We start from the raw sequence: 20783 nt of genomic DNA, 5'->3' as shown, positions 1-20783 counted from the left end.
CGATGATATTTTTAGAGTTAGGCTTAATTATGCACCAGGTTGTCTCTGCTACCACTAATCCTGCCAAAATTCAGGCAATTCTAAGGGCATTTGACGAGATCTTCGGCGAAGGATCCTGCCACATTACATCCGTCAGCGTCGAGAGCGGCGTCCCGGAACAGCCATTCGGCAGCGAGGAAACGCGCGCTGGCGCACGGAACCGCGTAGCCAATGCGAAGGCCGCCTGTCCAGATGCGGACTTTTGGGTGGCGATTGAAGCGGGCATTGACGAAGGCGCAACCTTTAGCTGGGTGGTTATCGAGAGCCGGGAGCAGCGCGGCGAAGCCCGTTCCGCTACCCTGCCCCTTCCGGAGATCATCCTGGATAAAGTGCGCGAAGGGGAAGCGCTTGGGCCGGTGATGTCGAAATACACCGGCATTGATGAGATTGGGCGCAAAGAGGGGGCGATTGGGGTCTTTACCGCCGGGGCGCTGACGCGCTCAAGCGTTTATCATCAGGCGGTGATCCTGGCGTTGAGCCCGTTTCATAACGCGATATACAGGTAATTACGCCTTATCCGGCCTACGGTACACACGTCTTGTGTAGGCCTGATAAGCGCAGCGCCATCAGGCGTTTTTCAGCAGCACCTGCTCCAGCCACTGGCGCAATTCAACCGGTGCCGATTTCAGGCTGTTCGATCCGCGGGTGATGGTGGCGATCCCCGCCCCCAGCTCGCTTTTCAGTTCGCGCTGGCTCATCTCACCGCGCAGTAACTCTTCGATAATCCGCACCCGCGTGCCCAGCGCCTCGCGCTCGTCGGGGGTGAGCATCAGCTGCAGCAGCGGCAGATGCAGATCCTGTTCATAAGACTGACGAAGCAGCTCCACAAAACGAAGCCACTCCTGATGACGTTGCTCGGCCATCGCCGATGAATAAGGGGAATGCTGGGTCATGTTATGCCGCCTTTCGTACTCTTAAACGAGTACAAGCATAACATAACCCCACCGATCAGTAACGTCGCTGCCACTCACTGTCGCTCATCAGGGTATCTTTCTCTCCCATGAAGTAGCGATAGTAAGCATCATACGCCAGGACGTTTTTCACATAGCCGCGGGTTTCCGAGAACGGAATGCTCTCGACAAACGCCACCGCGTCAATGCGTCCGGCGCTGTTGCCAAGCCAGGTGCGCACGCGTCCCGGACCGGCGTTATAGGCCGCCGAGGCAAAGATGCGGTTATCGCCGAACTGGTCGTAGACGCTCTGCAGATAGGTGGTGCCGATATTGATATTGGTCTCCGGATCCAGCAGCTGCGACGGGCTGCTATAGCCCGGTAGATTAAACTTCTTCACCGTATGGGCGGCGGTAGCAGGCATCACCTGCATCAGACCGCTGGCCCCCACCGGCGAGCGCACTTTCGGGTTCCAGGCGCTCTCCTGGCGGGCAATCGCCATCGCATAGCTCTGCGGGATAGTTTTGCCGCGGGTATAGCGTTCGAACAGATCGTTATAGGCCAGCGGGAAACGCTCCTCGAGATGATCCCACAGCTTACCGGCGATCGTCGCCTGCACGCTAAGATCCCACCAGCGGTTATCAAAGGCATAGCGCGCCAGCTGCGCTTTTTCGTCAACGGTACGGCTGGTGACCAGATTCGCCCATTCGCTGCGGGCGGTGTTGTCCAGATTCCAGTACATCAGCTCGCGCACCCGCGCCATCTCCGGCCCATTTACCAGCGCCGCGTTGACGCCGGACGGCGCTTTATCAATCTTTAAGGTGTACTCCTCGCCGAGCCGCTGGGCCGCGACCATCGGATAGAAACCGCGCTGCTGCATCAGGCTGTGCAGAATCGATTTCGCCTCCTCCTCACGCCCCCGCTCCAGCAGAAGATCCGCCTGCCAGTAGCGCCACTCGTCCTTCTCTTTCGCTTCCATCGGCAAGCGCGCCAGCCAGGTGTTCAGGCCGCGGCGATCGCCATTCCCCAACGCCATGCGCACACGGCGTTCCACCAGCGAGGTGGACTGGGAACGCATGATGGCGTCATCGCGCCAGCGCGCCTGTTCATCGGTGACATCGCTGCCCATCAGTCGCCACGCAACAATATCGCGCAGCTCCTGGGTCTGATCCTCATTGAGCTGCTGCGCCTGGGCAAGGGATGGGATCATCAGCCGGGCGTTTTCTACGTCGTCACGCGCCACGCTGGTGAACGCCACTGCCGCCATCTGGCGGGTAAAATCGGTAGCACCCGTGTTTCGGGCAAAGTCCATCACCGTCTTCGGATCGTTCGCCAGCTGGATCAGCGCGCTGGAGATGGTCTGATACTCCGGTGGCATCTGTCCGGCGAGCGCGGTCACCAGACGGGTGTTGCCCGCTTTCATCGCCAGACGGATGCGCTCCAGATACGCTAAAGGATCCTGCTTGCCGGAGGCACGCCAGGCGCCGAACAGCGAGTCGCAGGCGTTAGGCTGGCTTTTACCGGTGAGCCATAGCTCTTTGGCGCCGTTCCAGGCCTCTTCCTGCTGGCCTGTCGCCCATTTTGCATAATAGTAGTTACACTGCGCTTCGGTAGTGCCCGGCTTCTCCGGGCTAAAGGCCAGCAGGCCGCGCCAGTCTTCACGACGCGCCAGCTCGTTGACAAAGCGCGACTGCAGGGTCCGCGCCGGAGGCAGCGTCGGGTTGGCCTGGATAAAGTTTTTGACGGTGATCGTCGGCTGGTTCATCAGGTCGTCGGTGAGCTGGCGGTATTCCAGATAGGGGTACAGCGGGTAATCTTTCAGCGTCGGCATCAGGGCCTGCACCGTCTCCATCTGTCGCTGATCCCATGCCTGTTTGATCTGGGCATAGCGGTTACGTTGTTCATCCAGTGAATCGGCTCGCGCCGCGCTGCTGATAGTCAGCACGCAGACGCTGGCAGCCAACAGTCGCCAGCCCACTTGTTTGGCTTTTACCACACGCTCATCCTCTGTTAATCGTCATAAAATGCAGCATCGTGCCGCGCAAAAACGTAATTAACTTATGCTAACCAGGCATCCCGCAACGCGCCACGTTACCGACACATTTTTACCTTTCTTGCGCGTTTTAACACTCCTGCCGTCGATGGCTGGGATTAGGCGGGGAAAAAGGCTACACTTCGCCACTATTCTCATCACGATAAAAGAGGCGAAGTCCAACGTGGCTCAATTCGTTTATACCATGCATCGTGTCGGCAAAGTGGTACCGCCGAAACGTCATATTCTTAAAAATATCTCGCTGAGCTTCTTCCCGGGCGCAAAAATTGGTGTGCTGGGTCTCAACGGTGCCGGTAAGTCCACCTTGCTGCGCATCATGGCGGGCATCGATACAGAGATCGAAGGTGAAGCCCGTCCGCAGCCTGGCCTCAAAATCGGTTACCTGCCGCAGGAACCGCAGCTGAACCCGGAGCACACCGTTCGCGAATCTGTTGAAGAAGCCGTTTCCGAAGTGGTTAACGCGCTGAAAGGTCTGGACGAGGTGTACGCGAAGTACGCAGAGCCGGATGCAGACTTCGATAAGCTCGCGGCCCAGCAGGGTAAATATGAAGAGATCATCCAGGCACACGACGGTCATAACCTGAACGTGCAACTGGAGCGTGCGGCCGATGCCCTGCGCCTGCCAGACTGGGATGCAAAAATCGCCAACCTCTCCGGTGGTGAGCGCCGCCGCGTCGCACTGTGCCGTCTGCTGCTGGAAAAGCCAGACATGCTGCTGCTCGACGAACCAACCAACCACCTGGATGCGGAATCTGTCGCCTGGCTGGAACGCTTCCTGCACGACTTCGAAGGGACCGTTGTGGCGATCACCCACGACCGTTACTTCCTCGATAACGTTGCCGGCTGGATCCTGGAGCTGGACCGCGGGGAAGGTATTCCGTGGGAAGGTAACTACTCCTCCTGGCTGGAGCAGAAAGATCAGCGTCTGGCGCAGGAAGCCTCTCAGGAAGCGGCCCGTCGCAAATCCATTGAGAAAGAGCTGGAGTGGGTTCGTCAGGGCACTAAAGGCCGTCAGTCTAAGGGCAAAGCCCGTCTGGCGCGCTTCGAAGAGCTGAACAACACCGAATACCAGAAACGTAACGAAACCAACGAACTGTTTATTCCACCTGGAGCCCGTCTGGGTGACAAAGTGGTTGAAGTCAGCAACCTGCGTAAATCCTACGGCGACCGCGTGCTGATCGACGATCTGAGCTTCTCGGTACCGAAAGGCGCGATCGTGGGCATCATCGGCCCGAACGGCGCGGGTAAATCGACCCTGTTCCGCATGATGTCCGGTCAGGAACAGCCTGACAGCGGCACCATCACCCTCGGCGAAACCGTGAAGCTGGCCTCCGTGGATCAGTTCCGCGACGCAATGGATAACAGCAAAACCGTCTGGGAAGAAGTTTCCGGCGGCCTGGATATCATGCGTATCGGCAACACCGAAATGCCAAGCCGTGCCTATGTAGGCCGCTTTAACTTTAAAGGGGTTGATCAGGGTAAACGCGTGGGCGAGCTGTCCGGCGGTGAGCGTGGTCGTCTGCATCTGGCCAAACTGCTGCAGGTTGGCGGTAACATGCTGCTGCTCGATGAACCGACCAACGACCTGGATATCGAAACCCTGCGCGCGCTGGAAAACGCCCTGCTGGAGTTCCCGGGCTGCGCCATGGTGATCTCCCACGACCGTTGGTTCCTCGACCGTATCGCGACCCACATTCTGGATTACCAGGATGAGGGTAAAGTGGAGTTCTTCGAAGGTAACTTCACCGAATACGAAGAGTACAAGAAACGCACGCTGGGCGCCGACGCGCTGGAGCCGAAGCGTATCAAGTACAAGCGTATCGCCAAGTAAAGGCAAAACGGCAACCCACTGGTTGCCGTTTTTATGTGTGCCGGGTGGCGGCTTCGCCTTACCCGGCCTACAAAAACGTAGGCCGGGCAAGCAGAGCGGCAGAGGGCTTATCCCTTCTCGCCCATCATCTCTTTCACCAGCTCCACGCAGCGCAGGAATCGGTTGTCATAGTCCGCCTCTTCCACATGCACAAAGTCGATATTGTTCGCTTCAAGCATTTCCACCAGCATGGTCTGGAACTCTCTCCTGTCCACCGAACTGCCCAGGCTGCGCATCCCGTCCGCGACCCAGGGGGTGTTGTTTTCCAGCAGGATCACTAAGTCGAAGCGGTACTCGTCGATCAGCGCCTGCACAAACGGGTGCTCGCGCCCTTCATATTTTTTACAGAACGCCTGGGTAGTGACGAAATCGGTATCGACAAACGCCACTTTATTGGCGTATTTCACTGCAAAATCAATGTACTGGGCATGCCCCAACGCAATCTTGTCGTAGTCGGAATATTGCAGCGCCATCTCATCGCCGCCGAGGTGCGAGAAGACGTAATCCCGGCCATACTCCCAGGCGCTGGTGGTGTTGAAAATGTTCGCCAGCTTGTTGACCAGCGTGGACTTGCCGCTGGACTCGCCGCCGAGGATGGCCACGGTGCGCACGAAGAACGGCTTCACTTCCGTCGGGATGTATTCCCAGTAGCGGAACGGGTTTTCGCGGATCTGGGCGCCACTGATATTCATAAAGGTGCGTTTAGGGTCGATCAGCACCGTTTCCGTGCCCAGATGTTCGGGATATTGCGAAGCGTCAGATTCTTCAGAGGTGTAGATCCAGTTCGGCTGGATCCCTTTCTCTTCCATAAAGGCTTTTATGCCGTTGCTCCAGACATCCCAGCCGTGGGGATAGGGCTCCATCCCCTCTTCGTTAAAGGCATGAATGCGGATATTTTTCTGGTACTTGAAGGTCTGTAACAGCCAGCGCAGGCGGTCCGGAACGGTGGGCTGCTGGGACATGGCGCTCGCTTCAAACAGCTCGCGGTCGCGCTTGTCGTCGTAGCCCATGATGATGTGCAGCTCGTCCACCTGGCTACAGGCGCGCTGGATGAGATAGATATGCCCGGTATGCAGCGGATAAAACTTGCCGAACACCACGCCGATGTTCTTCTGCATACGTGGAAACTCAAGCCCCAGAAAGCGGTGCAGCGCTTCCAGCTTCTGCGCGCTGGGGCTTTTGATTTTGGCATTCAGCAGCTGGCTTAAATAGCCCTTGGTCATACCGCTGGCTTCCGCCACCTGCTGCAAGGTGCAGCCTTTCTGGCGGATCGCGGTCTTGATATAGTCAAATGACGACATAAATTACGGTGCCTCCTGCAACATCGAATAGATAATTATAAGTCGTCAAAGACATTTAACGCATCAGCAAGTTTTTTAACCCCAAAGACCTTCATCCCTTCCGGCACTTTTTTCGGCACGTTGGCGGCGGGCACAATCGCCCGGCGGAAGCCATGTTTTGCCGCCTCGGAAATGCGCTCCTGACCACTCGGTACCGGGCGGATTTCGCCGGCCAGACCGACCTCGCCAAAGACCACCAGATCCTGCGGCAACGGACGGTCGCGCAGGCTGGAGACCATCGCCAGCAGCAGTGCCAGGTCGGCGCTGGTTTCGGTGACCTTCACGCCGCCGACCACGTTCACAAACACATCCTGATCCGCCATCTGCAGGCCGCCGTGACGGTGCAGCACCGCCAGCAAAATTGCCAGACGGTTTTGCTCCAGCCCCACCGCCACGCGACGGGGATTGCCCATCATCGAGTGATCGACCAGAGCCTGGATCTCCACCAGCAGCGGGCGCGTCCCTTCCCAGACCACCATTACCGAGCTACCGGAGGTGACTTCGTCGCCACGGCTCAGGAAGATGGCAGACGGGTTGCTCACTTCACGCAGCCCCTGCTCGGTCATGGCAAAGACGCCCAGCTCATTCACCGCACCAAAGCGGTTCTTATGGCTGCGCAGGGTACGGAAACGGGTATCGGCATCACCATCCAGCATCACGGAGCAGTCGATACAGTGTTCAAGCACTTTTGGCCCCGCCAGGGCGCCATCTTTGGTGACGTGGCCGACCATGATGATCGCCACACCGCGCGTTTTGGCAAAGCGCGTCAGGTAGGCGGCAGTTTCGCGCACCTGGGCGACGCTCCCCGGCGACGACTGGATATCGGCCATGTGCATCACCTGAATGGAGTCGATCACCATCAGCTTCGGCTGCTCTTCTTCAGCAATCATGCAGATCTGCTCGATGCTGGTTTCGGAGAGCATATTCAGCTCGCTGGTGGGCAGCCCCAGCCGGTGGGCACGCATCGCCACCTGCTGCAGCGACTCTTCCCCGGTGACGTAGAGTGTTTTCATCTGCGCCGCCAGCTTGCAGAGGGTTTGCAGCAGCAGGGTCGATTTCCCGGCACCCGGGTTCCCGCCAATCAGAATGGCGCTGCCCGGCACCACGCCGCCGCCCAGCACCCGGTCAAACTCTTTAAAACCGGTAGAGAAGCGCGGCAGGGCTTCAAGACTGATGTCGGAGAGCTTCTGGACTTTCGATACGCCTGCGTTGCCCGCATAGCCGCTCAGACGCTCGTTACGGGCAACGGTGGGTGAAGCGGCAACTCCGCGCACTTCGGTGATGGTGTTCCAGGCATGACAGGCGCTGCACTGCCCCTGCCAGCGCGGATAATCCGCACCACATTCATTACAGACAAATGCGCGTTTTGGAGCTTTCGCCACGTTTTACCTCTTTATTTCTGGTTTACGCTGCCAGAGAGAATGCAGAACACCCCCATCAGGTCAGCATGACGGATAGTGACTTCCGTCTTTTCGTTCACGGTCGGTTTGGCATGGTAGGCGATGCCAAGCCCGGCCACTTTAATCATCGGCAGATCGTTCGCCCCGTCGCCAATGGCCACCGTCTGGGCAACCGGGATCTCATATTTTTCCGCCAGACGCGTCAGGGTGTTGGCCTTGAACTGGGCATCAACGATATCGCCAACCACGTTTCCGGTCAGTTTGCCGTCGCGGATCTCCAGCTCGTTGGCAACCACCGCGTCCAGGCGCAGCTTGTCACGCAGATACTCAGCAAAGAAGGTGAACCCGCCAGACGCGATGGCCACTTTCCAGCCCAGGGTTTCCAGCTTCAGCACCAGCTGCACCAGCCCCGGCATCAGGGGGAGCTTTTCCCGGACCTGCATCAGGATATTTGCGTCGGCATCTTTCAGGGTCGCCACGCGCTGTTTCAGGCTGGCGGTGAAGTCCAGTTCGCCACGCATGGCGCGTTCGGTCACTTCGGCCACCATCTCGCCGGTACCCGCCAGTTTAGCAATTTCGTCGATGCACTCGATCTGGATGGCGGTTGAATCCATGTCCATCACCAGCAAGCCCGGCGTTTTCAGGTGCGGGATTTTACCCAATGGCGCGACATCGAGACCCGCATCATGCGCCAGTCGGGTGGCACGCTGGGTCAGGGAACCGGCCAGACGAATCACCTGATAATCTTCCACACACCAGGCCGCCACGATCACCATTGCCGCGCCCAGCTTGCGCTGATACGTCGTTAACTGCTGTTTATCCAGGCCGCGTCCATACAGCAGCCAGCCGCTACGACCAGCATGGTAATCCAGTGGCATTACCTCATCACCACTTAATGAGAGCGGCAATCCTGGCCAGAGAGAGACATCATTGGGCAGGTCGCACCAGGTAATGTTTGGCATTAAAGCTCCTGTAAAATCGTTCGCGCCGGGAATCATCCAGGGGAGGGAAAATAACGCATGAGGCTACCTTGTAACCATCACTTCTGGCAACATTAACCCCGAAAATTTTCAGCAGGTGGAATATGGCTCGTGCAAAACTGAAATTCCGGCTTCATCGTGCCGTGATTGTCCTCTCCTGTCTCGCCCTGTTAGTGGCGCTGATGCAGGGCGCATCGTGGTTCAGCCAGAATCATCAACGGCAGCGTAATCCGCAGCTTGAAGAGCTGGCGCACACCCTTGCGCGTCAGGTGTCGCTCAACATCGCCCCGCTGATGCGCACCGAAACGCCGGATGAAAAGCGCATCACCCAGGTGCTGCATCTTCTGACGGAAGAGAGCCGCATCCTGGATGCCAGCGTTTACGATGAAGAAGGGGCCCTGATTGCCCGCTCCGGCGAGCATGTCGACGTGCGCGACAGGCTGGCGCTGGATGGTAAAAAAGCGGGCGGCTACTTTAACCAGCAGCTGGTGGAGCCGATTCAGGGTAAAAACGGCCCGCTCGGCTATCTGCGTCTGACGCTCGACACCCATACACTGGCCACCGAGGCCAAGCAGGTGGATAACACCACCAATATTCTGCGCCTGATGCTGCTGTTGTCGCTGGCGATCGGCGTGGTGCTGACCCGCACGCTGCTGCAGGGCAAACGCACCCGCTGGCAGCAGTCGCCATTCCTGCTCACCGCCAGTAAATCGGTGCCTGAAGAGGAAGAGAGCGAAAAGAAAAGCGAGTGATTGAGTCGATAACCGTTTCAGGAAAGGAAATCTGCATGTCTACATTGCGTCTGCTTATCTCAGATTCATACGATCCCTGGTTTAACCTTGCGGTAGAAGAGTGCATCTTCCGCCAGATGCCCGCCACGCAGCGCGTGTTGTTCCTGTGGCGCAACGCCGACACGGTGGTCATTGGCCGGGCGCAAAACCCGTGGAAAGAGTGCAACACGCGACGCATGGAAGAGGACAATGTGCGTCTGGCCCGTCGCAGCAGCGGCGGTGGCGCGGTATTCCACGACCTCGGCAACACCTGCTTTACCTTTATGGCCGGAAAGCCGGAGTACGACAAAATCATCTCTACCAACATCGTGCTGAACGCGCTGCAGGCGCTGGGGGCCACGGCGGAAGCCTCCGGGCGCAACGACCTGGTGGTAAAAACAGATGAAGGTGACCGGAAAGTCTCCGGCTCGGCCTATCGCGAAACGATGGACCGGGGTTTCCATCACGGCACCCTGTTATTAAATGCCGATCTCAGCCGCCTGGCGAACTACCTCAATCCCGACCAGAAAAAGTTGCAGGCCAAGGGCATCACCTCCGTGCGCGGGCGGGTTGCCAATCTGGTGGATCTGCTGCCGGGCATCACCCATGAGCGGATCTGCGACGCGATCCGTGAGGCATTTTTTGCCCACTATGGCGAACGCGTGGAGGCCGAAGTGATCTCGCCGGATAAGACGCCAGATCTGCCGAACTTTGCTGAAACCTTTGCCCGTCAGAGCAGTTGGGAGTGGAACTTCGGCCAGGCGCCCGCCTTCTCGCACCTGCTGGATGAGCGTTTCACCTGGGGCGGCGTGGAGCTGCACTTCGACGTCGAGAAGGGCCACATTACGCGCACGCAGGTCTTTACCGACAGCCTGAATCCAGCCCCGTTAGAGGCGCTGGCGGCACGTCTGCAGGACTGTTTGTACCGTGCGGATATACTGCAACAAGAGTGCGATGCCCTGATCGGCGATTTCCCGGAACAGGAAAAAGAGCTGCGGGAGTTGTCAGCCTGGATTGCGCGGGCGGTACGCTAATAAAAAAGCCCGCTTGCGCGGGCCTGTAACCGTAGGCCGGGTAAGGCGAAGCCACCACCCGGCAGAACATTCACGCCATTCTCTGGACCATTACCGCAATATCGCTTAACCGCGTTTTCATCCCCGCGGCGATCGTGCGGAAATTTTCACTTATCCGTTTTTCATCCATCACCTGCTGCCAGAATTGTTCCGCCAGTGGCAGGGCAAATTCCCATGCCTGACGCGATATTGTGCTATCGAAACGCAACTCGCACGCTTCTTCCCGCATCATACCCGCGCTGGAAGGCGCAAACGCCATGGGCAACATGTCATAAACCGGGGCAAGGGATAACGGGAACGCGGAATAGTAAAATGAGAGGTTCCCCGCGTGCATATCGCTGTTAGCGATAAGGCGCCCAAACGCCCATATCTTTTCGACCTGTCCCGCAGCGGTTGCCTCTACGATGCCAGCCTGCACGAGCTTCTCAACCGTGTGCGGCCATGCTCCGCTCGCGGTGACAAATTCACTTTGTACCGCCTCAAGGGAGACGATGGCGCGTCTGCCCGTTACGCCTTCGCAGTCAAAGCGTTTAGCCTCAAGAAAAACCTGGCCGCTTTCCCCTTGTAGCGCGATGGCGTCGCTGGCCGCGATCCCCGCCTGTGCAAGCGTGCTAAGGGCGACAGCCTCCGCAAACAACAGATCGCCCCAGCGAACCGAAATCGCGCTTCGCTGTGGGGCGGCAAATTTGACCAGCACATGCGCATCACCTGATGCCGTCCGGGAAAAACAGGAGAACTTGGGCTGTTCCCCGCCCGCCGAGGATCCCACGATCTCCCCTGCCAGCGCCTCCCGGGATAATTGCGCATAGATCCCGGGCTTTTGATCGTTGGTGATAGCCTGCGGAGGGGTTGCACAGAGCCAGCGTTGATAGTTTTCTTCCCCCACCAGCCAGCCGCCAGCATGCTCACCTGAAAACTGGCTCAGCGCATACAGCACGTCGCTTTCCTGCCACAGGCGAATATCTTCCGGCAGCGAGAATTGCTGTGCCAGGCGGCGACCCCACGCCCGTCCTAAAAAACCTTGCGGGCGAAGGTCGGTCAGGTACCAGGGAAGACTATCAAACCATTGCCATTGCCCATCAGCCTGAAGCACAAGGCAGCTTCCCTGCGGCCAGGTGGGGTAAATCTCCCCGCCTTTAATGGCCCGGCCCTGAGCATTCACTTGCCAGAAAGGAAATACGCTGATACCCCGCACAGGTCGCAGCAGGGCGTAGCGCGTGGCGCGCGCTTTCCCAAACTGGATCACTTGTTGCTGGGTAGCCACCAGACGCGAAAATGTCGCCTGGCTGATGCCCAGATGCTGGCGAAGCTCAGGCGCTCCGCTTGGGCCCTGTAGCAGCAAATCACTTATCGTCGTCATCAGTGAATGGTTTTATGAATAGATACTTGAATAAACTTCATAACATATTCAGATGAAATGTAAAGAAAAATGGGGAAGCAGGATGTAAAAGGTGAATAGATAAAAAAGGGGGCAGAACGCCCCCGCAGGAAATCTTACTCTTTATCGCCCAGCAGAACGGATTCCAGCGCGATCTTGATCATGTCGTTGAAGGTGGTCTGACGCTCAGCGGCAGTGGTCTGCTCGTGAGTACGGATGTGGTCAGACACGGTGCAGATGGTCAGGGCTTTCGCACCGAACTCAGCCGCCACACCGTAGATACCCGCCGCTTCCATCTCCACGCCCAGGATGCCATATTTCTCCATCACGTCGAACATCTCGCCGCCGTCTGGCGCGTAGAAGAGGTCCGCAGAGAAGATGTTACCCACGCGCGCGTCCACGCCCAGCGCTTTGGCGGCGTCAACGGCGTTGCGCACCATGTCAAAGTCGGCGATGGCCGCGAAGTCATGATCTTTGAAACGCATGCGGTTAACTTTGGAGTCGGTGCAGGCGCCCATGCCGATCACGATGTCACGCAGCTTAACGTCCATACGCACGGCGCCGCAGGAGCCGACGCGGATGATTTTCTTCACGCCGAAATCGGTGATCAGCTCTTTGGTGTAGATGGAGCAGGATGGGATACCCATGCCGTGCCCCATGACGGAAATTTTGCGGCCTTTGTAGGTACCGGTGAAGCCCAGCATGCCGCGAATGTTGTTCACTTCACGCACCTCTTCGAGGAAGGTTTCGGCGATGTGCTTCGCGCGCAGCGGGTCGCCCGGCATCAATACGACGTCAGCGAAATCACCCATCTCTGCATTAATGTGAGGAGTTGCCATCTTCAGTTCCCTTATTAGTATATTGTTTTGCCGGGCGGCGGCTGCGCCTTACCCGGCCTACAAAACCGTAGGCCCGGCAAGCCACGCGCCGCCGGGCAACGTCATCAGAACATGGCTTTGCCATATTCCATGTCAGACGTACCAAAGTATTTCGCAATGGTCTGGCCGATATCCGCGAAAGTTTCACGATGGCCCAGAGAGCCAGGTTTCACTTTCGGGCCGTACACCAGCACCGGAATGTGCTCGCGGGTGTGGTCGGTACCGGTCCAGGTTGGGTCGCAGCCGTGATCGGCGGTCAGGATCAGAATGTCATCTTCACCCACCAGCTCCATCAGCTCCGGCAGACGGCGGTCGAACAGCTCCAGACCGGCAGCATAACCCGCCACGTCGCGACGGTGACCCCAGGAGGAGTCGAAGTCCACGAAGTTGGTAAAGACGATGGTGTTATCACCCGCCTCTTTCATCTCTTTGACGGTGGCGTCAAACAGCGCATCCAGACCGGTGGCTTTCACTTTTTTGGTGATGCCGCAGTTAGCGTAGATATCGGCGATCTTACCGACAGAGACCACCTGGCCCCCTTTCTCATCAACCAGTTTCTGCAGCACGGTCGGCGCTGGCGGTTCAACGGCCAGGTCGTGACGGTTACCGGTACGCTGGAAATTGCCCGCTTTGTCGCCCACAAACGGACGCGCGATCACACGGCCAATGTTGTAGCCGCCTTCGGTCAGCTCTTCACGGGCGATTTCGCACAGCTCGTACAGGCGATCCAGACCAAAGGTCTCTTCGTGGCAGGCAATCTGGAACACGGAGTCAGCGGAGGTGTAGAAAATCGGCTTCCCGGTTTTCATGTGCTCTTCGCCGAGCTGATCCAGGATCACGGTACCGGAAGAGTGGCAGTTGCCGAGGTAACCCGGCAGGTTCGCACGCTCAACCAGTTTATCCAGCAGCTCCTGAGGGAAGCTGTTTTCGTGATCGGAGAAATAGCCCCAGTCAAACAGAACCGGCACACCGGCGATTTCCCAGTGACCTGACGGGGTGTCTTTCCCGGAAGAGAGCTCGTGCGCCCAGGCGTACGCGCCCACCACTTCCGCGTTAGCGTCCATACCGGCGGCAACTTTGCCGGTAGAGCCTTCGTGAGCCTTAACCAGACCCAGACGGGTGAGGTTTGGCAAATTCAGCGGGCCCTGACGCCCGTTGTTCGCTTCGCCTTTTGCACAGGCTTCAGCAATGTGACCCATGGTGTCTGCACCTGTGTCACCAAAGCGACCAGCATCTTCTGTAGCGCCGATGCCGAAAGAGTCCAGCACCATAATAAATGCACGTTTCATATGTTCTCCGTACTCAGTGCTTCATAAAAAAGCGATCAGATCAGTATACCGCTATTCGGTAATACGACGATAGACCGAAGGCGAGCTTTCTGGGGCATTATCTGCCAGGGTAATGGCCGCTTTCACCGCTTTCGCCGCCTCCTGCCAGCTGTTTTCATCTTTCGCATGGATCACCGCCAGCGGACGTTGACCGTCAACGCTGTCGCCCAGACGGGCCATATCGGTGAAGCCGACGCTGTAATCAATGCTGTCCGAGGCCTGACGACGACCGCCACCCATCGAGACCACCGCCATACCCAGCGCACGGGTATCCATCGCCGAGACAAAGCCTTCGGTATCCGCGTAGACCGCTTTGCTGAGCATCGCAGTAGGCAGGTATTTGGCGTAATTCTCCACGAAGTCGGTCGGGCCTTTCTGAGCGGCAACCATGCGGCCAAAGATCTCCGCCGCTTTACCGTTGTCCAGCACCGCCTGCAATTTCGTGCGGGCTTCGGCGTCATCTTTCGCCAGGTTACCGGAGATCAGCATCTCGACGCAGAGCGCCATGGTGACGTCAAACAGACGCGGGTTCCGGTATTCGCCGGTCAGGAACTGCACCGCTTCGCGGACTTCGACCGCGTTACCGGCGCTGGAGGCCAGCACCTGGTTCATGTCGGTGAGCAGCGCGGTGGTGCGCACGCCTGCGCCGTTAGCCACGCCCACAATCGCTTCGGCAAGCTGGGCAGAGAGTTCATAAGTCGGCATAAAGGCGCCGCTGCCCACTTTGACGTCCATCACCAGTGCATCCAGCCCTTCGGCCAACTTCTTGGCGAGGATCGAGGCGGTGATCAGCGGGATGGAATCGACGGTCGCGGTAATGTCACGCGTGGCGTAAAAACGCTTATCCGCCGGAGCAAGAGAGCTGGTCTGGCCGATAATCGCCACGCCAACGTCTTTAATAATGTCGCGGAAGCGGTTGTCATCCGGGAAGATATCGAAGCCCGGGATGGCTTCCAGTTTGTCGAGCGTGCCGCCGGTATGACCGAGGCCGCGCCCGGAAATCATAGGAATGTAGCCGCCGCAGGCAGCGACCATTGGCCCCAGCATCAACGAGGTGACGTCACCCACGCCGCCGGTGGAGTGTTTATCCACGATTGGGCCATTGAGGTTAAGGCTCTTCCAGTCCAGAACGGTTCCTGAATCCCGCATCGCCATGGTCAGCGATACGCGCTCCGGCATCGCCATATCGTGGAAGAAAATGGTCATCGCCAGGGCGGCAATCTGCCCTTCAGAGATGGTATTGTCGCGAATGCCGTTGATAAAAAAGCGGATCTCTTCGTCGCTTAACGCATGACCATCACGTTTTTTACGAATAATTTCTTGTGCGAGAAACAAAATAACCCCCTGAGGAAGTGAGTCGAAGGCTAACCGTAGGCCGGGTAAGCGTAGCGCCACCCGGCGAAGCGGAATAACGCCGGAGGGCGGCTACGCCTTATCCGGCTTACAACGAGTAGTGCTATTAGTAGCTGCTTGCGCTCTTACCGTCGCCGTGACCCAGCGCTTTCAGCAAGCTCGCCAGCAGGCTGGATGCGCCAAAACGGTAGTGACGGGCATCGGCCCAGTCGGCACCGAACAGCTCATCGGCGATCGCCAGGAACTGCTGCGCATCTTCTGCGGTACGCACGCCGCCCGCCGGTTTGAAGCCCACGGTTTTTTCCACGCCCATATCGCGGATCACTTCCATCATGATGCGTGCGCTTTCCGGGGTGGCGTTTACCGGGACTTTACCGGTGGAGGTTTTAATGAAGTCTGCCCCGGCTTTGATGGAGATTTCAGACGCTTTGCGAATCAGCGCCTCTTCTTTCAGTTCGCCAGTTTCGATGATCACTTTCAACAGTACGTTTGCCGCGGCGCAGGCCTCTTTACAGGCTTTCACCAGATCGAAACCGACCTGCTCGTTACCCGCGATCAGCGCGCGGTACGGGAAGACCACGTCCACTTCGTCAGCACCGTAGGCAATGGCTGCGCGGGTTTCTGCCAGCGCGATCTCGATGTCGTCGTTGCCGTGCGGGAAGTTCGTCACGGTGGCAATACGCACCTCCGGCGTGCCCTGCTCTTTCAGGGTTTTACGCGCGATAGGAATGAAACGCGGGTAGATACAGACAGCCGCGGTGGTGCCCACCGGGGTTTTCGCCTGATGACACAGCGCGATCACTTTTTCGTTGGTGTCGTCATCATTCAGGGTGGTCAGATCCATCAGTTTCAGTGCGCGCAGGCTGCTGGCGGTTAAATCGGTCATAACATTCTCCGGGCGTATAGCCGTAAAATTTCACCTTGCGGGTCTGTGAGTATTCTAACATTCACCCGCATTCTCACTTCGACATTCATCACAGTTAATGAAAAATGCATACAAATTTGCATTACCGTAATGCGATCAACTTCAAATAATTAAGCTGCAACTGCGGATTAAAGCGTCAGGCACCCGCGCAGGATCAAAGGCAGCCGGTGGGACTCTTTTTACACTCTCCTTCTGTCCATGCCGAACAATAAGGAAGCGACAATGTCCCTCTCCACACCCGCCGCCCTGCAACAACGTTGCCAGAAAATTGTGACAAGCCCAATGTTAAGCCCCGAACAAAAACGCCATTTTCTGGCGCTGGAAGCGGAAAACAACCTGCCCTATCCCGCGCTGGATAACGATGCGCGCCTGGCGCTGGCCGGGGGATTTATCTGCGATATGTTTGAAGGCCATGCGCCTTACAAACCGCGCTACGTGTTGCCCGACTATGCGCTGTTCCTGAAACAGGGTTCGGCGTGGCTGGAGCTGGAGGGCGCTCAGGATCTGGATGATGCCCTGTCGCTGCTGACCATCCTTTATCACCATGTCCCCTCCGTCACCGGCATGCCGGTCTTTCTCGGCCATCTCGATACGCTGTTGCAGCCGTATGTTAAAATTCTAACACAAGAAGAAATCGATATTCGAATAAAACGTTTCTGGCGCTACCTCGATCGCACCCTGCCGGATGCCTTCGTCCATGCCAATATCGGCCCGGCAGAGGGACCGATCACGCGCGCCATTTTACGTGCCGATGCAGAGCTTAAGCAGGTTTCACCCAACCTCACCTTTATTTATGATCCTGACATCACACCGGATTCGCTGCTGCTGGAGGTGGCGAAGAACATCTGCGAATGCAGCAAGCCGCACATTGCCAACGGTCCGGTAAATGATAAAATTTTCACAAAAAAGGGCTACGGCGTGGTCAGCTGTTACAACTCGCTGCCGCTGGCGGGCGGAGGCAGCACCCTGGTGCGCCTCAATCTGAAAGCCATCGCCGAACAGAGCGAGACGGTGGAGGCGTTCTTTACCCGCACCCTGCCGCACTACTGCCAGCAGCAGATAGCCATTATCGATGCGCGCTGCGACTTCCTGTACCAGCGTTCCGGCTTCTTTGAGAATAGCTTCCTGGTTAAAGAAGGGCTGATCGATCCCGACAACTTTGTGCCGATGTTCGGTATGTATGGCCTGGCTGAGGCGGTGAACGTGCTGTGTGAAAAGGCCGGAATCAACGGGCGCTACGGCCAGGATGACCAGGCCAATGCGCTGGGATATCGCATCAGCGAACAGCTGGCGGCGTTCGTGGAAACGACCCCGGTTAAACATGGCTGGAAAAAACGCGCCATGCTGCATGCCCAGTCGGGGATCAGCTCTGACGTCGACACCACGCCGGGCGCGCGCCTGCCGTATGGGGACGAGCCCGATCCTATCAGCCACCTGCTGGCGGTGGCCCCGCATCACCGGCATTATCACGCCGGGATCAGCGACATCCTGACGCTGGATGAAACCGTAAAACGCAATCCGCAGGCGGTGGTGGAACTCTGTCTGGGTGCCTTCCGCGCCGGAATGCGTGAATTCACCGCCAACGTGTCGGGCAACGATCTGGTTCGTGTGACGGGCTATATGGTGCGGCTGTCCGATCTGGAAAAATATCGCGCCGAAGGTTCCCGCACCAACACCACCTGGCTGGGAGAAGAGGCCGCCCGCAACACCCGCATTCTGGAGCGCCAGCCGCGCGTGATAAGTCATGAACAACAGATGCGCTTTAGTCAGTAAGGTTATCCCGTTCTCCTGCGTCGACGGGCCCGGCAGCCGCCTGGCTCTGTTTCTGCAGGGCTGTAACCTGCGCTGCAAAACCTGCCACAACCCGTGGACAATAGGACGGTGCAACGACTGCGCCGCCTGTGTGCCGCATTGCCCGCATGAGGCGCTGAACGTTCAGGCCGGGCGCGTCTGGTGGGATGATGCGCATTGCCAGCAGTGCGACACCTGCCTGCAAATGTGCCCGCAGCAGGCGACGCCTATGGCGCAGCGCTATAGTGTGGAGGAGATGGTGGCGCAGATCCGCAAGGTCGCGCCGTTTATCTCCGGCATTACCGTTAGCGGCGGGGAAGCCACCACTCAACTGCCGTTTCTGGTGGCGCTGTTTTCGACGCTAAAAACCGATCCGCAGCTACAGCATCTGACCTGCCTTGTGGACAGCAACGGCCTCCTAAGCGAAACCGGCTGGCAAAAACTGCTCCCGGTGTTTGATGGCGCGATGGTGGATCTCAAGGCATGGGGTAATGAACACCACCGCTATCTGACCGGACGCGAAAACCTTCTCATCAAGCACAGCATCCGCTGGCTGGCGGCGCACAACAGGCTGAGCGAGCTGCGCCTGCTGGTGATCCCGGATCGGTGTGATTACCTGACGCACCGTCGCGAACTGATCAAATTTATCCGCCAGTTGGGGGATGTTCCTGTCAGGATCAATGCTTTTCACGCGCATGGCGTCTATGGCGAAGCCCGGCACTGGCGCAGCGCAACGGCTGAGGATGTTGAGCTCCTGGCGCAGCTGCTGGAGCGCGAGCAGATCAGCGTGATCCGCCCGGCGCTCTATCTATAGCGACAGGCCGAACAGCGCGCGGGTATTGTCCAGCAGCGCCTGGGCGATCTCATCCGCGGGCTCCGGGCGCAGTTCACACAGGGTGGTAAAGACCCTTGCCGCCTGCTCCGGGCGGTTCGGCTGCCCCTGAAAACCGTTAAGCGGCATATCCGGGGCATCGGTTTCCAGCACCAGCGCGGAGAGGGGAAGCTGCGCCATCACCTCACGGGTTTTGTTTGCGCGGGGATAGGTAATGGTGCCGCCGACGCCAATGTTATAGCCCAACGCCACAAAGCGCTGCGCCTGCTGCAGGCTGCCGGCAAAGCCGTGTACCACCCCGGTACGCGGCAGATTGTGGCGCTTAAGGTGCATCGCCAGCTTGTCATGGGTGCGTCGGGAGTGGAGGATCACTGGCAGATCGTAGCGTTTCGCCAGCTTGAGCTGCGCATCGAGGATCGCCTCCTGCCGCTCGAAGTGAGGATCCTCGCGATAGAGATCGAGGCCGATCTCCCCCACCGCCACCAGCCTTTCCGGGCGTGCCGCGAGCGCCGTCTTCAGCTTTTCCAGATCGGCATCCTGATGGTTTTCGATCACAATCGGATGAAGACCCAGCGCCATATAGAGCGCCGGGTAGCGCGCGCCGAGATCCAGCACGCGATCGATACTCGCCGCATCAATGGCCGGCACCACGATCGCCATAACCCCCGCATCGGCGGCACGCTGGATGCTGGCGGGCTCATCGCCGGTGAAGGGTGAAAAATCAAAGTGGCAATGGGTATCAATAAAACGATAAGTCACGCCAGATCCTCATTATCAAACAGGGTGTCGTTCGCCTGCGGGGCATCGATCAGCGGTGTGGCAACAACATCGTTGGCCACGCTTGCCGGGGGAACCACCACCGTAGCAGGGGCGATGATCCGCTGATGGCGGCGCAGCGGTGGACGCTCGGCCAGCATTTTGCCCACCGTCGCCAGGAAATAGCGTCCGCACAGACGCCCGGTTTTGTAATCGTCCCGCAGGGCCGGTACGCGGCTGCCCAGCGCCATGCTGTTGAGCGGCTTTGGCGGATAGATTTCAAAGATCCTGAGTTTACCCGGTGGCTTTTCAATAAACTGCTGGATGGCGTGATAGCTCGCCTCATGGTGCGACACCAGATTCAGCATCGGTTGCAGACTGCTTTCACCCAGCCAGCGTTCCATTCGTTTAAACCACTGCGGCGTATAGTACATCTGCGAGGGCACGGTGCGGATCACCACAATGGTGTTCGCCCCGCGTCGGGCCGCTTCCTGCACCGGAACCGCATCGCTGACACCACCATCGAGATAGCTGATCCCATCCAGTAGCGCTCCCGTCCGGTAGAAACCGGGGATGGCGCTGGTGGCGCGAAGAATGTCGAGCCAGTTCTCTTTTTGCGGCGAAAAATAGCTTGCCGAGTAGTCATCTCCGCGGCAGGCGCACATCCAGAAGGCTTTGCCGGTATCGAACAGGCGCGAGGCGTTGTCCATCGCCAGCGGCATTTTGCTTGCGGTAGCATCCAGCAGCCAGTCGAGATCGATAAGATTTCCCCCGCGCACAAAGCGCAACGGATCGAAGAAGTCGCGGGAGGTGGTGTAACGCATAATCACTTTGCGGGCGTAGCCCGGCTGGTTACAGACATACGCCGAGAGGTTTTGCGCCCCGGCGGAGGTACCAAAATAGAGATCGAACGGGTTAAATTGCGCACGCATAAACTCATCCAGCACGCCAGCCGTGAAGATCCCTCGTTGCCCCCCGCCTTCGCAAACCAGCGCAATCTGGCCTGGCCGAAAGGGTTTCAGTGCTAACGGCGCAATATTGCCGAGCGTAACCGGAATTCGCTGCCCCACCTCTGCTTTCCTGTTTTTTATTTGTTATGTCACTACACAGTAGCCTACACCGGCGGG

Annotated in this window: 18 protein-coding genes; 6 read left to right on the top strand and 12 right to left on the bottom strand. The window is 58.2% G+C overall.

The genetic code is table 11. The annotated features are described in order from the left end of the window. Positions 1-29 precede the first annotated feature (29 nt). Complete coding sequence (gene yjjX / locus GNG26_RS03035; RefSeq protein WP_156237757.1) at positions 30-545, top strand: inosine/xanthosine triphosphatase; 516 nt, start codon at positions 30-32, stop codon at positions 543-545. A 60-nt stretch (positions 546-605) separates the two neighbouring features. Here the strand turns inward: yjjX and trpR are convergent, their stop codons facing one another. Further along, positions 606-932 (bottom strand): trp operon repressor, encoded by a 327-nt coding sequence (gene trpR / locus GNG26_RS03030; protein ID WP_103178187.1) that lies wholly within the window; start codon positions 930-932, stop codon positions 606-608. 55 nt (positions 933-987) lie between these two features. Continuing rightward, the gene (gene sltY / locus GNG26_RS03025; protein ID WP_156237755.1) at positions 988-2925 is read right to left on the bottom strand and encodes a murein transglycosylase; all 1938 of its coding nucleotides are present in this window, start codon (positions 2923-2925) and stop codon (positions 988-990) included. A 220-nt stretch (positions 2926-3145) separates the two neighbouring features. On the opposite strand from sltY, the gene ettA reads away from it, so the two are divergent. Then, complete coding sequence (ettA, locus tag GNG26_RS03020) at positions 3146-4813, top strand: energy-dependent translational throttle protein EttA (RefSeq protein WP_103178185.1); 1668 nt, start codon at positions 3146-3148, stop codon at positions 4811-4813. Positions 4814-4920: 107 nt separating this feature from the next. On the opposite strand, the gene nadR is transcribed toward ettA, so the two are convergent. The 3 genes from nadR to serB are packed head-to-tail and all read right to left on the bottom strand — an operon-like array spanning position 4921 to position 8554. Further along, the gene (gene nadR, locus GNG26_RS03015) at positions 4921-6153 is read right to left on the bottom strand and encodes a multifunctional transcriptional regulator/nicotinamide-nucleotide adenylyltransferase/ribosylnicotinamide kinase NadR (protein ID WP_103178184.1); all 1233 of its coding nucleotides are present in this window, start codon (positions 6151-6153) and stop codon (positions 4921-4923) included. Between the two features lie 35 nt (positions 6154-6188). Then, complete coding sequence (radA, locus tag GNG26_RS03010; protein ID WP_103823183.1) at positions 6189-7574, bottom strand: DNA repair protein RadA; 1386 nt, start codon at positions 7572-7574, stop codon at positions 6189-6191. A gap of 11 nt (positions 7575-7585) precedes the next feature. Beyond that, positions 7586-8554, bottom strand: coding sequence for a phosphoserine phosphatase (gene serB, locus GNG26_RS03005; protein WP_103823182.1), 969 nt, complete (start codon positions 8552-8554; stop codon positions 7586-7588). A 122-nt stretch (positions 8555-8676) separates the two neighbouring features. On the opposite strand from serB, the gene GNG26_RS03000 reads away from it, so the two are divergent. Beyond that, entirely contained in the window at positions 8677-9324 is a 648-nt protein-coding gene (locus GNG26_RS03000) for a YtjB family periplasmic protein (RefSeq protein ID WP_103178181.1), read from the top strand. Between the two features lie 35 nt (positions 9325-9359). Then, on the top strand, positions 9360-10376 hold the full coding sequence (lplA, locus tag GNG26_RS02995; protein WP_156237753.1) for a lipoate--protein ligase LplA: 1017 nt from the start codon (positions 9360-9362) through the stop codon (positions 10374-10376). 70 nt (positions 10377-10446) lie between these two features. On the opposite strand, the gene yjjJ is transcribed toward lplA, so the two are convergent. From yjjJ to deoC, 5 genes are all read right to left on the bottom strand, one after another. Next, positions 10447-11775 carry a type II toxin-antitoxin system HipA family toxin YjjJ gene (gene yjjJ, locus GNG26_RS02990; protein WP_156237751.1) on the bottom strand — a complete coding sequence of 443 codons (1329 nt, stop codon included), beginning with the start codon at positions 11773-11775 and terminating at the stop codon, positions 10447-10449. 134 nt (positions 11776-11909) lie between these two features. Further along, the gene (gene deoD / locus GNG26_RS02985) at positions 11910-12632 is read right to left on the bottom strand and encodes a purine-nucleoside phosphorylase (protein ID WP_156237749.1); all 723 of its coding nucleotides are present in this window, start codon (positions 12630-12632) and stop codon (positions 11910-11912) included. A gap of 104 nt (positions 12633-12736) precedes the next feature. After that, positions 12737-13960, bottom strand: a complete 1224-nt coding sequence (gene deoB / locus GNG26_RS02980; RefSeq protein WP_156237747.1) for a phosphopentomutase — start codon at positions 13958-13960, stop codon at positions 12737-12739. Between the two features lie 51 nt (positions 13961-14011). Continuing rightward, positions 14012-15334 (bottom strand): thymidine phosphorylase, encoded by a 1323-nt coding sequence (gene deoA, locus GNG26_RS02975; RefSeq protein ID WP_156237745.1) that lies wholly within the window; start codon positions 15332-15334, stop codon positions 14012-14014. A 124-nt stretch (positions 15335-15458) separates the two neighbouring features. Continuing rightward, the gene (gene deoC / locus GNG26_RS02970) at positions 15459-16238 is read right to left on the bottom strand and encodes a deoxyribose-phosphate aldolase (protein ID WP_168192000.1); all 780 of its coding nucleotides are present in this window, start codon (positions 16236-16238) and stop codon (positions 15459-15461) included. Between the two features lie 261 nt (positions 16239-16499). Between deoC and GNG26_RS02965 the strand changes: the two genes are divergently transcribed. Beyond that, the gene (locus GNG26_RS02965) at positions 16500-18050 is read left to right on the top strand and encodes a YjjI family glycine radical enzyme (protein ID WP_156237743.1); all 1551 of its coding nucleotides are present in this window, start codon (positions 16500-16502) and stop codon (positions 18048-18050) included. After that, a complete protein-coding gene (locus GNG26_RS02960; protein ID WP_156237741.1) occupies positions 18022-18882 on the top strand; it encodes a YjjW family glycine radical enzyme activase in 861 nt (286 codons plus the stop codon). The genes GNG26_RS02965 and GNG26_RS02960 overlap by 29 nt, the downstream gene beginning before the upstream one ends. Here GNG26_RS02960 and GNG26_RS02955 read toward each other — a convergent pair. Next, positions 18877-19659 carry a TatD family hydrolase gene (locus GNG26_RS02955; RefSeq protein ID WP_156237740.1) on the bottom strand — a complete coding sequence of 261 codons (783 nt, stop codon included), beginning with the start codon at positions 19657-19659 and terminating at the stop codon, positions 18877-18879. The genes GNG26_RS02960 and GNG26_RS02955 overlap by 6 nt on opposite strands. Beyond that, entirely contained in the window at positions 19656-20726 is a 1071-nt protein-coding gene (locus tag GNG26_RS02950; protein ID WP_114315944.1) for a patatin family protein, read from the bottom strand. The genes GNG26_RS02955 and GNG26_RS02950 overlap by 4 nt, the downstream gene beginning before the upstream one ends. Positions 20727-20783 lie beyond the last annotated feature (57 nt).

The sequence above is a fragment of the Leclercia sp. J807 genome (assembly GCF_009734465.1).
Lineage (GTDB): Bacteria > Pseudomonadota > Gammaproteobacteria > Enterobacterales > Enterobacteriaceae > Enterobacter.
Note: the sequence above shows the minus strand (reverse complement) of the source record. Positions and strands in the feature narration are given on the sequence as shown.